Below are 13,546 nucleotides of genomic sequence, written 5' to 3'. Positions count from 1 at the left end.
CACGCAGCGGACGGGCGCGCGAGCCCGACGGCCGGCGGGCGGGCCAGCCGCCCCTCTGCCGTGGCGGCGCCAGTGCGACTCGCCGTACCGATCGGGCGCGAGCGGCCCGCCCGTCGTCCATGCGCCGGCGAGCCGGGCAAACCGCACGCGGAAACGGCCGCCGCACGCCGCGCCGGCCGCCGTGGTCCGACCAATCTCAGCCCGCGTCGCTTCGCTCGAAATGGCTGCGCACGTAGTCGATGTGCGTCTGCATCGCGGTGCGCGCCTCCTCGGGGCGATGCGCGCAAATCGCGTCGCAGACGATCCGGTGCTGACGCAGCAACTGGTCCGACGCGTCGTCGTCGTGCTCGGTCATCCCCGTGACGTTGATCGAGATGTGCTCGCGCAGCATGCCGATCACGCTCGTATGCAGGTGCAGGAACATCGTGTTGTGCGACGCGAGCGCGATCGCCTCGTGCAGCTTCGAGTCGGTCGCGACCTCGACCGCCTTGTCGTCGTTCACGTGCGCGATCTCGAGTTCGCGCAGCAGCGCGCGGATCCGGCGACGGTCGTTCGCGTCGGCGCGCAGCGCGGCGAAGTACGCGGTCGCGCCTTCCAGCACGCGGCGGAACTCGAGGATGTCGTCGCGCAGCGCCGGATGGTCGGCGACGAGCTGACCCCACGGCGACGCGACGCCTGCGCGCAACTGGTCCGTCACGTACACGCCCGCGCCGCGCCGGCTCTGCAGCAGCCCGCGCGCGACGAGCCGCTGGGTCGCCTCGCGGATCGTGTTGCGCGCGACGCCGTACTGCTGCGCGAGCACCCGCTCGGCCGGCAGGCGCGCGCCGGCCGGCCACGTGCCGTCGAGCAGCGCCGTCTCGATCTTGCGCATCACCACTTCGGTCCGGCCGCGGGCCGTCATCGCTGCCATCGTCGGGTCTCCAGAATATTGGGGCCGTTCGCGCCGATATCGGCCTTGCGCCGCCCCCGGGCGCCGATTGGCCCAACCAATTTGAGCTGCGGCGCCGTCGCGGGAATTATGCAGCGAAATCGCCGTCCCGCGTGCCGGGCGCCGTCCCCCTGGAGCGAGACATGAACGAAAGGCAGTACCCTCCGGCCGCGCCCGCGGACGTCTATCTGTTCGCGACCTGCCTGGTCGACCTGTTCGTCCCCGAAGCCGGGCTCGACGCGGTGCGGCTCCTGGAGCGCGAGGGTCTGACCGTCCACTATCCTCGCGGCCAGAGCTGCTGCGGCCAGCCGGCGTACAGCAGCGGCAATCCCGACGAAGCGCGCCGCGTCGCGGCCGCGCAGCTCGACCTGTTCGCCGAACCGTGGCCCGTGATCGTCCCGTCCGGGTCGTGCGCCGGGATGATGCGGCACCATTGGCCGGCGCTGTTCGCCGACGATCCCGTCAACGGCCCGAAGGCCGGCGCGATCGCCGAACGCGTGTACGAACTCGCCGAATTCCTCGTCCACGTGCTCGGCGCGCGGCTCGATGCCGTCGCTGCCCCCGCTACCGTCATGCAGCCGGACGAGCGCGTGGTCCTGCACACGTCGTGCGCCGCGCGCCGCGAAATGGGCACGCGCGCGCACGGCGTCGCGCTCGTCGACGCGCTGCCCGGCGTGACCCGCATCGAACACGAACGCGAATCCGAATGCTGCGGCTTCGGCGGCACGTTCTCGCTGAAGCATCCCGACATCTCAGGCGCGATGGTGCGCGACAAGGTCGCGTCGGCCTGCGCGACCGGCTGCGACCGGCTCGTGTCGGCCGACTGCGGCTGCCTGCTGAACATCGGGCACGCGGCGGCGAAGGCCGGCGCACCGCTGCCGGTCGAGCATCTGGCGAGCTTCCTGTGGCGCCGCACCGCCGGCGCCGCGTCGTTGCGCGGAGACGAACAATGAGCGCACGCGCCTCGATCCTCGCGCGGCTGCGCGCCGCCACGCCGGCCGACACACTCGGCACGCACGGCACCCCGCCGGCCGGCGCGTTGTCCGCACTGCACGCGCTCGACGCACGCATCGACACGCACTACGCGGCGCGGCGCGACACGACTACGGCCAACCCGCACACGCTCGCACTGGCGATGCAGGCCGCGCTCGCCGCATCGCACGCGGACGTCTGGTGCGCGGATGCCGCGTCGTGGCCCGCGCAGCTCGCCAAGCGGCTCGCGGCGGCAGGCGTACGCCGGCTGCTGCTCGATCCGGCCCGCGCCGAATCCGCGGCGCTCGCCCGCGCGCTGCCCGACGCCGTCGCGACGGTGCCGTTCGACCGGCCGATCGACGCGTGGAAGGCCGAGCTGTTCGACACGATCGACGCGGGCTTCACGATCGCGCGTTCGGGCATCGCGGCGACCGGCACGCTCGTGCTCGCGCCCGACGCCGGCACGCCGCGCACCGTGTCGCTGGTGCCGCCGCTGCATGTCGCGCTCGTCCACGCCGACACGCTGCACGCGGACCTGCACGCGGCCGTTCACGCGGAGCGCTGGCACGCGGGCATGCCGACCAACCTCGTGCTGGTGTCGGGGCCGTCGAAAACCTCCGACATCCAGCAGACGCTCGCCTACGGCGCGCACGGCCCGCGCCGCCTGTGGGTCGTGATCGTCACGGAACACACCGACGCAGAGGTAACGACGCGATGAGCGAACAGACCGTGCATTTCGTCGCCACCGGCGACTTCAAGGCGCGTGCGCACGCCGCGCTCGACGATCCGAAGCTGCGCCGGAGCTTTCGCGGCGCGATGGACTTCCTGCAACACAAGCGCGCGGTCCAGTTCCCCGACGACGCCGAGCTGCAGCAGCTGCGCGATCTCGGCGAAGCGGTGCGGCAGCACGCGCTCGCGCGGCTGCCCGCGCTGCTCGAGCAGCTCGACGCGAAGCTGACCGAAGCCGGTGTGCACGTGCACTGGGCAGAAACCGCCGACGACGCGAACAAGATCGTGCTCGGCATCGCGCACGCGAAGAAGGCGCGCCGCGTGATCAAGGGCAAGTCGATGGCGAGCGAGGAAATCGAGCTGAACCATTACCTCGCCGAGCGCGGCGTCGACTGCATCGAGTCCGACATGGGCGAGTACATCGTCCAGCTCGCCGGCGAGAAGCCGTCGCACATCGTGATGCCGGCGATCCACAAGACGCGCGGCGACATCGCCGAACTGTTCGAAGCGCACATCCCGGGCGCGCAGTACACGGAAGACGTCGACGCGCTGATCCAGACGGGCCGGCGCGCGCTGCGCCAGGCGTTCGTCGACGCGGACATCGGCCTGTCGGGCGTGAACTTCGCGGCAGCCGACACGGGCACGCTATGGCTCGTCGAGAACGAGGGCAACGGCCGCCTGTCGACGACGGTGCCCGACACGCACATCGCGATCATGGGCATCGAAAAGGTCGTCGCGAAGCTCGAGCACATCGTGCCGCTGTCGAGCCTCTTGACGCGCTCGGCCACCGGCCAGGCGATCACGACCTACTTCAACCTGATCTCGGGCCCGCGCCGCGACGGCGAGCGCGACGGTCCGCGCGACCTGCATCTCGTGCTGCTCGACAACGGCCGCACGCAGGCATACGCGGACGAGCAATTGCGCGCGACGCTGCAATGCATCCGCTGCGGCGCGTGCATGAACCATTGCCCCGTCTACACGCGGATCGGCGGCCACGCGTACGGAACGACGTATCCGGGGCCGATCGGCAAGATCATCTCGCCGCACCTGCTCGGCCTCGACGCGACCGCCGACCTGCCGACCGCGTCGACGCTGTGCGGCGCGTGCGGCGAAGTCTGTCCGGTGCGCATTCCGATCCCGCAGCTGCTGGTGCGGCTGCGCACCGAGGCGAACCGCAAGCCCGACGAGCCGGTCGCACATCCGCTGCGCGGCCAGGGCGCGAACTACAACCGCGCGGAAGACCTCGCGTGGCGCTTCTGGTCCGGCGCGTTCGCGCACCCGCGCGCGTACCGCGCGTTCCGCTGGGCCGCGACGCGCCTGCGTGCGCTCGCGCCCGCGCAGCAGATGGGCTGGACACAGCACCGCACGCCGCTCGAGCCGGCGCCGCGCAGCCTCGCCGACCTGCTGCGCGCACGCGGCCAGCCCGAATAGCGCCCCCGCTTTTTGACCTGTACCGATAGACACATATGGAGGAGACAACCATGCAGGCCTGGCATCAGATCTACACCCCGCTCGGCAGCCTCGGGCTGTCGGCGTTCGTCGCCGCGATCCCGATCATCTTCTTTTTCGTCGCGCTCGCCGGCTTGCGGCTGAAGGGGCATATCGCCGCCGCGATCACGCTGCTGCTGTCGCTCGGCGTCGCGATCCTCGCGTACCGGATGCCGGTGCCGCAGGCACTCGCGGCAGCCGGCTTCGGCTTCGCGTACGGCATCTGGCCGATCGCGTGGATCATCGTCGCCGCGGTGTTCCTGTACAAGATCGTCGTGAAGACCGGGCAGTTCGACATCATCCGCGCGTCGGTGCTGTCGATCACCGACGACCAGCGGCTGCAGATGCTGCTGATCGGCTTCTCGTTCGGCGCGTTCCTCGAAGGCGCGGCGGGCTTCGGCGCGCCGGTCGCGATCACCGCGGCGCTGCTCGTCGGCCTCGGCTTCCGGCCGCTGCACGCGGCCGGGCTGTGCCTGATCGCGAACACGGCGCCGGTCGCGTTCGGCGCGATGGGCATCCCGATTATCGTCGCGGGGCAGGTCACCGGCATCGACGCGTTCCACATCGGCGCGATGGCGGGCCGCCAGCTGCCGCTGCTGTCACTCGCCGTGCCGTTCTGGCTCGTGTTCATGATGGACGGGCTGCGCGGCGTGCGGCAGACGTGGCCGGCCGCGCTCGTCGCCGGCGGCAGCTTCGCGATCACCCAGTACTTCACGTCGAACCACATCGGGCCCGAGCTGCCGGACATCACGTCGTCGCTCGTCAGCCTCGTCACGCTCGCCGCGTTCCTGAAGGTCTGGCAGCCGAGCAGCGCGAAGGAGAAGGCCCGCGGCACGGTCGCGTCGGGCGGCGGCGCCGCGGCGCTCGCGGGCTTCGGCGGCGGCTTCGGCAGCGGCCCGTCGGCGAGCCGCCAGGCGTCGCCGTACACGCTCGCGCAGACGGTGCGCGCATGGTCGCCGTTCCTGATCCTGACGGGCGTCGTCACCGTCTGGAGCCTCGCGCCGTTCAAGGCGCTGTTCGGCCCGCACGGCGCACTCGCCGCGACCGTGCTGAAGTTCAACGTGCCGGCGCTCGACCAGCTCGTCGTGAAGACCGCGCCGATCGTCGCGACGCCGAAGGCGCTCGACGCGGTGCTGAAGATCGACCTGATCTCGGCCGTCGGCAGCGCGATCCTCGTGACCGCGCTGATCTCGATGCTGCTGCTGCGGATGAAGCCGCGCGATGCGCTCGTCACGTTCGGCGAAACGCTGAAGGAACTCACGCGCCCGATCCTGTCGATCGGCTTCGTGCTCGCGTTCGCGTTCGTCGCGAACTACTCGGGGATGTCGTCGACGCTCGCGCTGCTGCTCGCCGGCACCGGCGCCGCGTTCCCGTTCTTCTCGCCGTTCCTCGGCTGGCTCGGCGTGTTCCTGACCGGCTCCGATACGTCGTCGAACGCGCTCTTCTGCTCGCTGCAGCAGGCGACCGCGCACCAGCTCGGCTTGCCCGAGACGCTCGTCGTCGCGGCGAACACGACCGGCGGCGTGACCGCGAAGATGATCTCGCCGCAGTCGATCGCGGTCGCCTGCGCGGCAACGGGCCTGGTCGGCAAGGAGTCGGAGCTGTTCCGCTTCACGGTCCGGCACAGCGTGCTGTTCGCGGTGATCGTCGGGCTGATCACGCTCGCGCAGGCGTACGTGCTGCCGGGGATGGTGCCGTAAGCGGCGCGCATGCCGATCGCGCGCCACGACGGCGCGCAAATCGGCTCGCGCGTCTGCATCCATGCGTTCGATGCGTCGTTCCCGCCGGCGCCCGAAAAAAATAAAACCCCACGCTCCGGAGAACGTGGGGTTCGTATGCAGCCTGACGCGCCGGTGCAGCCGGCGCGTTGTCGTTACGGTCGGCTGAAAGCCGCCACCGACTCGATCAGCTGCGTCCGCTGCATCAGCTCCCCTTGGCGATGCGATCCTGGATGTGCTGCGCGCGGCTCGCCGACGACGGGTGCGAGCTCATCATCGAGCTCTGGCCGCCGTCCAGCTGCGCGAGCTTCTGGAACGCGGTCACGAGGCCCTTCTGGTTCATGCCCTTCTGCTTGAGCAGGTCGAACGAGTAGTCGTCCGCCGCGCTTTCCTGCGTTTGCGAGAACTGCGCGTTGATGAACTTCTCGGTGATGTCGCCGAGCTGCGAGTTCGTCAGCGCCGCAACACCCGGCGACGCCGCGCCGGCCGCGGTGCGTGCCGCGCTCACCGCGTACGCGGTCTGCATCGCCTTCTTCGAGTGGCCGAGTGCGACGTGGCCCATCTCGTGGCCGATCACGCCGCGCAGCTCGTCGTCGTTCATCATGTCCATCAGGCCGCTGTACACGCGCACGCAGCCGTTACCCATCGCCCACGCGTTGACGTCCTTGGTCACGTAGACCTTGTAGTTGACCTTCTGGCCGTTCAGCGTCAGGTCGCCGAAGCCCTTCATCACCTTCGTCAGGCGCTTCGAGTACGCGCTGTTCGCCGGCGCGATCTTCGATTGGGCATCGCTCGCCTTGCACGAGTCGTTCGACAGCGTGACGATGTCGCTGTCCGACAGCGTCGCCGCCTTCATCAGGCTCGAGCCCGCCGACGTCAGGCTGTTCGCGTCGAGGCTCTGCACCCCGCCGCACGCGCTCAGCAGGAACGCGACACCACATGCTGCAACCGCTTTCTTCAAATGCATTTGTGACCCCTCGGTGGTTCTAATTGGAGCGGCGATTTTGCATAAGTCGGCGGAAAATTACCAGCCATTTACATTGCATGACACATCGATTACTTAACCCGATTAAATTAATGGCTGAATTGAAAACAAAAATGCATCCAATCACTGTCGGGATGCGATCGTCAGAAAGATGAGACATGTCAACGCGGGCGAATTCGTGCATGCGCGGGCGCGCATTGCCCGTCTGGAAACGGATGCGGACCGGTGCCGGTTACTGGCGTTCGTGCAACTTGTATCGCCCGGGACTGCATTCGATCGCCGGGCACACAACACCGTTACAGATTGAAAACACGTCGCCGCGAATACCGCGCACATGCCGCGGTGATTGACGTCGTGATTGACGCTACGATTGACACCGCATTCGAATGTCCTGAAGCGCGCACCTACTCCGCCGCCTGAAGATCCGCCATTGCCGCCGCGAGAAACCGCGCGGCCTCGCCGCCCGTGACGACGCGATGGTCGAACGTCAGGCTGAGCGGCAGGATCCGGTGCACGGCGGCCACGCCGGCGACCGGCACGACGCCGTCGTGGATGCGCCCCGCGCCGAGGATCGCGACCGTCGGCGGCACGACGACGGGCGCCGCGTACTTGCCGGCGATCATCCCGAAGTTCGACAGCGTGATCGTGTTGCCGCGCATCTCTTCCGGCGGAATCTTGCGCGCGCGGATGTCGTCGCGCATCCGGTCGAGCCCGGCGCGCAGATCCGCGGCGTCGCGATGCGCAACATCGCGCAGCACCGGCACGAACAGCCCTTCGGGCAGGTCGACCGCGATGCCGACGTCGATCTTCGCGAGCACGTGCCGCCGCCCCGTGTGCCCCTCGTACCACGCGTTGAGCCCCGGCTCCGCGCGGCAGCCGGCGACGAGCGCGCGGATCAGCCGGATCGTCACGTCGGTGTGCGGCGCCCATGCGTGGATGTCGGCGTCGTCGATCACCGTCGCCGCCGCGACCTCGCTCTGCGCGCGCGCCATGTTCTGCGCCATCGCGCGCCGCACGCCGCGCAGCACTTCCGGCGGCCCGACCTCGGCCAGCACCTTCGCGACGCGCTGCACGTCCGCCGCGGTAATCACGCCGTCCGCGCCCGACGGCGTGACCATCGCGAGATCGACGTCGAGCTTGCGCGCGAGCGCGCGCACCGCGGGCATCGCCTTGATCCCGCCCGCGCCACCGATGCCGCCGATGCCGCCGCCCACCCCGCCACCGAGCACCGCCGGCGCTTCGTGCACGACCTGCGCGCCGACTTCGACCTTGCCGACGACGGTGCCCGCGTCCGCGTCGCCGCCCTCGCCTTCGAACGCGACGAGCGGCGCGCCGAGATGCACGAGGTCGCCCGCCTGTCCGAACAGCTTCGTGATGCGGCCCGCCTGCGGCGACGGGATGTCGACGATCGCCTTCGCGGTCTCGACCGACAGCAGCGGCTGGTCGGTATCGACCGTGTCGCCCGTCTTCACGTGCCATTCGACGATTTCCGCTTCCTGCAGCCCTTCGCCGAGATCCGGCAGTTTGAAGATCTTCATGGTCACGACGCCTCCAGCGTCTTCCTGACCGCGCTGACGATCCGCTCCACGCTCGGCAGGTATTGGTTTTCAAGCCGGAACAGCGGCACGACGACGTCGTAGCCCGTCACGCGCTGCACCGGCGCGAGCAGCGAGTACAGCCCGCGCTCGGCGATGGTCGCGGCGATTTCCGCGCCGAGGCCCGCGGTGCGCGGCGCCTCGTGCACGATCACGCAGCGGCCCGTCTTCGCGACCGACGCGAGGATCGTGTCGGTGTCGAGCGGCTTCAGCGTCGCCACGTCGATCACGTCGGCCATCACGCCGTCCTGCGCGAGGCGGTCGGCGGCCGCCTGCACTTCCTGCAGCGCCGCGCCCCAGCTCACGAGCGTGACATCGCCGCCGTCGCGCAACGTGAAGCAGGTGTCGAGCGGCAGCGCTTCGCCGTCGTCCTCGACCGGCTGCCGGAACAGCCGGTACAGGCGCGTCGGCTCGAGGAAGATCACCGGGTCCGGATCGCGGATCGCGGCGAGCAGCAGCCCGTACGCGCGCGCGGGCGACGACGGCATCACGACGCGCAGCCCGGGAATATGCGCGAACAGCGCCTCGGGGCTTTCGGAGTGATGCTCGGGCGCGTGGATCCCGCCGCCGCACGGCGAGCGGATCACGAGCGGGCACGACAGCCGGCCGCGCGTGCGGTGCCGCAGCCGCGCCGCGTGATTGAGCACGTGGTCGATGACCGGATAGATGAAGCCCGTGAACTGGATCTCGGCGACGGGCCGCAGCCCCATCGCGGCCATCCCGATCGCGGTGCCCGCGATGCCCGCTTCCGCCAGCGGCGTGTCGATCACGCGCTCCGCGCCGAAGCGCGACTGCAGGTCGACGGTCGCGCGGAACACGCCGCCGTTGACGCCGATATCCTCGCCAAGCAGGACGACCGACGGATCGTTCGCGAGCTCGAACGCGAGCGCGCGATTGACCGCTTCGACCAGGTTCAGGTCAGCCATGATGGTTCCCCGCGACGGGCGCGAACGCGAGCGCCGTATCGAGCTGTTCGCGCAGCGCCTGCGGCAGCGTCGCGTACAGATGGTCGAACATCGCCGACGTATCGGGCGGCGCGACCGCCAGGTATTCCTGCACGGCCGCCTCGACCTGCGCGTAGCACACCTTGCCGAGGGCTGTGTCCTGCTCCTTGTCCCACACTTTCATCTGCGTCAGATAGGTGCGCAGCCGGATCAGCGGTTCGCGCTCCCATTGCTGCGCGACAGTGTCGGCATCGCGATAGCGCGTCGCGTCGTCGGCAGTCGTGTGATCGCCGAGCCGGTAGCTGAGCGCCTCGACGAGCGTCGGGCCGCCGCCGCGGCGCGCCTTGTCGAGCGCCTCGAGCATCACCTGGCGCACCGCGATCACGTCGTTGCCGTCGACCTGCCGGCCGTCGATGCCCGCCGCGATCGCCTTCTGCGCGAGCGTCTGCGCGGCGGTCTGCCGCGTGCGCGGCACCGAAATCGCCCACTGGTTGTCGTTGACGACGAGCACGAGCGGCGCCTGCCAGGCGCCCGCGATGTTCATCGCTTCGTAGAAGTCGCCCTTCGACGTGCCGCCGTCGCCGAAGATCGTCACCGCGACGCGCGGCTCGCGGCGCAGCATGAACGCATAGGCGGCGCCGGCCGCGTGGCACACCTGGGTGCCGATCGGCACGCAGTTCGGGAAGTCGTGGCGCGCGACCTGGAAATCGCTGCCGCGCTCGTCGCCGCCCCAGTACAGCAGGCTCTCTGCCATCGTGACGCCGCGCAGCAGTTGTGCCGCATGGTCGCGGTACGACGGAAACAGCACGTCGTCCGTCTGCATCGCGCTCGCGACGCCGACGCCGATCGCCTCCTGCCCGACCGACGACGCGAACGTGCCGAGCTTGCCGGTGCGCTGCAGCGCGACGGCCTTCGCGTCGAACGCGCGCGTCAGCACCATTGCGCGATAGAGCGGCAGCAGCGCCGCGGGATCCTGCGCGAATTCGGGCAACGGCTGCACCGGCTTGCCGTCTGGCCCCAGATACTGCGTGTAGTCGACATGAAAACGCGCGACCGTGCTCATGACTCGCCTCCGCGAGGGTGCGAAGCCTGACGGGGCGTCCGTCGATGCGGCGCGGCTCGGTGAAGTGATGCCGCCGAGGCGCACGCATCCGCTCCGGCGACGGATCGCGTCGCCGGCGGGCGCGCCGCCGTTGCGGGGATCAGGACAAACGTGTCGCCCGCACATGCGGAATGCGCGATGCGACATCCGGTCTGCGACACGTCCCATGCGCGACGCGGGCTGTCACCCCTTCCGGCCCTTTGACCGTCATTCAACCTTAGTCAGTAATCGGGTGAAAGCAAGTCGGGACTGTACGCACGCGATGCGTATCGTGACGGATGCCGGGCTCCCGCGACGACGACACGCCGCGACGCGCGGCGCCGGAAGAAAGGAAAAGAGCGCGCATGTCGCGAAATCGCCTGCCGCATCGACGCACGCGTGCGTCGGCGAGCGGAACGGGCATGCGCGCAGGATCGCCGCTCGCGCGCTACATCTTCGCGATGATTTCTCCGACCTCGGCGCTCGTGAACGCGCGCAGCGTCTGCGTGCGGACATTGCCGGCCGAGCCGAGCGCGAAGCCGAAGGCGGTGAGACTCTGCTCGTCCGGCGCGTCGATGATCGTGACGATATCGAATGCGCCGAGCGTCCAGAACACCTCCTTCATTTCACAGCCGAAAGTCCGGGCCATTTCCGCAACCTGCCCCGCGCGCTGGCGGGTGCTCTTGATCGTGCGGATGCCCTGGTCCGTGAAGTTCGCGAGAACCACATAAGTCGCCATGACGATTCCCCCTGACGAATGAACGTTGTCGGGATTGCCTGCGCGCGGGCGGTTGCGCACGCGCCATTGCGACGGCATCGCCGCAGCCGCGTCGCGCGCAACTGGATTCTAGGCATCGGAAATGCGGGGGAAAGACGATCTGGATCAACTGCGGTGAAGGTCAGGCCGTCTGCTCGTCTGCCCGTCAGGCCGTCTGCCCGCCGCGCCGGGTCAGCCGCCGCGCGACCAGCATCGGCAGCCGCACCACGAAGCCGGCGACGAGCCGCAGATGCATCCACGTGAGCAGCGCGTTGTCGCGGCCGTAATGGAAGTGCGACACGCCGCCCTCGTTCGCGCCGAAGTAGCGCACGGGCGCTTCGATGCGGATCGGGCGCACGCCGGCCCAGCACAGCCGCACGGCGGCCTCCGGATCGAAGTCGAAGCCGCGCATCCAGAGCTGGCGATGCATGATCGCGGCGAGCGGCGCGACCGGATACACGCGAAAGCCGTACAGCGAATCGCCGATGCCGGCCCACAGTGTCTCGACGTCGGCCCAGACGTTCGACAGCCGCCGCCCCTGCACGCGCAACTGCGGCGCGTCCGCGTCGAACTTCGGCAGACCGAGCACCATCGCGTCGGGCGCCGCCTGCGACCTGGCCATGAACGCAGGAATCAGGTTGGCCGGATGCTGGCCGTCGGAATCCATCGTCAGCACGTGCGTGAAACCGCACGCGGCGGCCTCGTCGAGCCCCGCGAGCACGGCGGCGCCCTTGCCGCGGTTTTCGGGCAGCACGATCACGCGCAGCCCGGGGTCGCCCTTGGCCATCGCCTGCAGGCGCTCGGTGCTGCCATCGGTGCTGCCGTCGACGACGACCCACACCGGATTCCACTGCGCACGCGCGCTGCGCACGGTCGCATCGACCTTGCAGCCCGGGTTGTAGCTCGGAATCAGCACGAGATGGGTGGACGAGGCGCGAGGCGTGGACATGGGAACGGCCGATTGCGGAGACGGTGATCCTGACAAAAGTTTATGACCTGCCGGCGACCGGCGGCATGCTTCGTCGATGCCGCCCGTGCGCGGCGACGGTTCGCGGATCGTCAGGCCCTCGCGCTTCACGACAGCCGCTCCACCGCGTGGCCCGCGCTTGCCTCGATTTCGACCAGCAGGTCGGCGCGGCAGACGTCCGCCTGCACGAACAGCGGCCGCACGTCGGCGCCGGCCGCATCGCGCAGCACGCGATCGATCGCGGCCGCATTGTCGACGTCGGCGGCGTCGCGCACGTAGACGCGGTAGGTCAGGTCGGCGAGCGTAAACGGGTCGTGCCCTTGCCGCGCGGCCTGCTCGAGCACGGCGGCGATATTCGCGATCGTCTCGCGCGTTTGCGCGACGACGTCGCCGGGGTGCACGGTGCGGTGCCCGACGATGCTCGCGGTTCCCGACACGAACAGCACCGGCGCGGCGGCGGCGTCCGTCCAGACCGCCGCGCGCGCGAACGTCGGCGCGCGCGGGCCGTATTGCGCCGGATAGTGATACGCGCTGACCTGGCGCGGATTCTCGACCGGATCGGCCGGCGTGCGGCTCGCGAGGAAATGGATCGCGAGCGGCGCGCCCGGCGGGCCGTCGCCCGCGACAGGCGCGACCGAGCCGAGCGCGCACGCGGCCGGCACGCCGCCCGTCAGCGCGCGGCGGCACGCGTCGAACGCGCGCTGGCGGCCGATATTGAACTGACGATAACGCTCGATGCCGAACTGCTCCGCGTTGATCGCGGGCACGGTGTTCCAGATCCGCAGCGGATGCGGCATCCCGAGCGTGTCGAGCACGTCGAACAGCGCGTGGTACGCGTCGTGCGTCGCGCGCTCGAGCGGCGTACCGCCGCCGTCCGGGTGCGCGTCGGCCGTCTCCTGCACGACGATGCTGCCGAACACGAGCCCCGCCGCTTCGCTGTAGCGGTAGTGCAGCGGGCCACGGCGCACGCTGCGCAGGTCGCGCGCGTCGCAGTGCCAGATTTCGCAGACGGCGGCGTCATCGCGCGCGACAGGCGCGGCGCCGGGCGCGAGCAGCGTCATCTGCACCGGTGCGAGCGGCAGATCGGGCACGGCGTCGGCCAGCGCCTGTGCGAGCGCATCGGCAGCGGCCGCGCCGATGCACACGGCGCCCAATGCGCCCGGAAATTCGCGCGCGAATGCGTCGCCGTGCGCATCGGCATCGCGCAGCCATGCGCCGAGCCGCGCAGCGCTCATCTGGACGAGCCCGAGCGCACGGTGGCCGCCGTTCGTGAGCGGCGCGGCCGATTCAGGGGGGATCGATCGGGATGCGGTCATTCCGGATGCAGCAGGCGCGCTTGCCCCCGACTCGGGCATGACCGGTTCCGGCGCGGACGACATGGA

General features: G+C 69.9%; 12 protein-coding genes. 4 read left to right on the top strand and 8 right to left on the bottom strand.

Translation table 11 applies throughout. From position 1 onward, the window contains the following. Positions 1–196: 196 nt before the first annotated feature. Positions 197–910: a FadR/GntR family transcriptional regulator gene (locus ACV229_RS34890; protein WP_448087626.1), complete on the bottom strand. Its 714-nt coding sequence runs from the start codon at positions 908–910 to the stop codon at positions 197–199. A gap of 161 nt (positions 911–1,071) precedes the next feature. On the opposite strand from ACV229_RS34890, the gene ACV229_RS34885 reads away from it, so the two are divergent. From ACV229_RS34885 to ACV229_RS34870, 4 genes are read left to right on the top strand one after another with little or no spacing between them, the layout of a single operon-like run. Continuing rightward, entirely contained in the window at positions 1,072–1,881 is an 810-nt protein-coding gene (locus ACV229_RS34885; protein ID WP_448087625.1) for a (Fe-S)-binding protein, read from the top strand. Next, complete coding sequence (locus tag ACV229_RS34880) at positions 1,878–2,618, top strand: LutC/YkgG family protein (RefSeq protein WP_448087624.1); 741 nt, start codon at positions 1,878–1,880, stop codon at positions 2,616–2,618. The genes ACV229_RS34885 and ACV229_RS34880 overlap by 4 nt, the downstream gene beginning before the upstream one ends. After that, on the top strand, positions 2,615–4,060 hold the full coding sequence (locus ACV229_RS34875; protein WP_448087623.1) for a LutB/LldF family L-lactate oxidation iron-sulfur protein: 1,446 nt from the start codon (positions 2,615–2,617) through the stop codon (positions 4,058–4,060). Before ACV229_RS34880 ends, ACV229_RS34875 begins: the two co-directional genes overlap by 4 nt. Positions 4,061–4,110: 50 nt before the next feature. After that, on the top strand, positions 4,111–5,817 hold the full coding sequence (locus ACV229_RS34870) for a lactate permease LctP family transporter (RefSeq protein ID WP_448087622.1): 1,707 nt from the start codon (positions 4,111–4,113) through the stop codon (positions 5,815–5,817). A gap of 223 nt (positions 5,818–6,040) precedes the next feature. On the opposite strand, the gene loiP is transcribed toward ACV229_RS34870, so the two are convergent. The 7 genes from loiP to ACV229_RS34835 all read right to left on the bottom strand — a co-directional run bounded on the left by loiP (position 6,041) and on the right by ACV229_RS34835 (position 13,543). Continuing rightward, entirely contained in the window at positions 6,041–6,802 is a 762-nt protein-coding gene (gene loiP / locus ACV229_RS34865) for a metalloprotease LoiP (protein ID WP_448087621.1), read from the bottom strand. A 422-nt stretch (positions 6,803–7,224) separates the two neighbouring features. Continuing rightward, positions 7,225–8,358 (bottom strand): dihydrolipoamide acetyltransferase family protein, encoded by a 1,134-nt coding sequence (locus ACV229_RS34860; protein WP_448087620.1) that lies wholly within the window; start codon positions 8,356–8,358, stop codon positions 7,225–7,227. Between the two features lie 2 nt (positions 8,359–8,360). Further along, the gene (locus ACV229_RS34855) at positions 8,361–9,341 is read right to left on the bottom strand and encodes an alpha-ketoacid dehydrogenase subunit beta (protein ID WP_448087619.1); all 981 of its coding nucleotides are present in this window, start codon (positions 9,339–9,341) and stop codon (positions 8,361–8,363) included. Continuing rightward, positions 9,334–10,422 carry a pyruvate dehydrogenase (acetyl-transferring) E1 component subunit alpha gene (pdhA, locus tag ACV229_RS34850; protein WP_448087618.1) on the bottom strand — a complete coding sequence of 363 codons (1,089 nt, stop codon included), beginning with the start codon at positions 10,420–10,422 and terminating at the stop codon, positions 9,334–9,336. Before pdhA ends, ACV229_RS34855 begins: the two co-directional genes overlap by 8 nt. Positions 10,423–10,888: 466 nt before the next feature. Beyond that, complete coding sequence (locus ACV229_RS34845; protein ID WP_124598079.1) at positions 10,889–11,179, bottom strand: GYD domain-containing protein; 291 nt, start codon at positions 11,177–11,179, stop codon at positions 10,889–10,891. Between the two features lie 184 nt (positions 11,180–11,363). Further along, positions 11,364–12,146, bottom strand: a complete 783-nt coding sequence (locus tag ACV229_RS34840; RefSeq protein WP_448087617.1) for a glycosyltransferase family 2 protein — start codon at positions 12,144–12,146, stop codon at positions 11,364–11,366. A gap of 125 nt (positions 12,147–12,271) precedes the next feature. Continuing rightward, a complete protein-coding gene (locus tag ACV229_RS34835; protein ID WP_448087668.1) occupies positions 12,272–13,543 on the bottom strand; it encodes a chorismate transformation enzyme, FkbO/Hyg5 family in 1,272 nt (423 codons plus the stop codon). Between the last annotated feature and the right edge of the window lie 3 nt (positions 13,544–13,546).

The sequence above is a fragment of the Burkholderia sp. MR1-5-21 genome (assembly GCF_053427715.1).
Note: the sequence above shows the minus strand (reverse complement) of the source record. Positions and strands in the feature narration are given on the sequence as shown.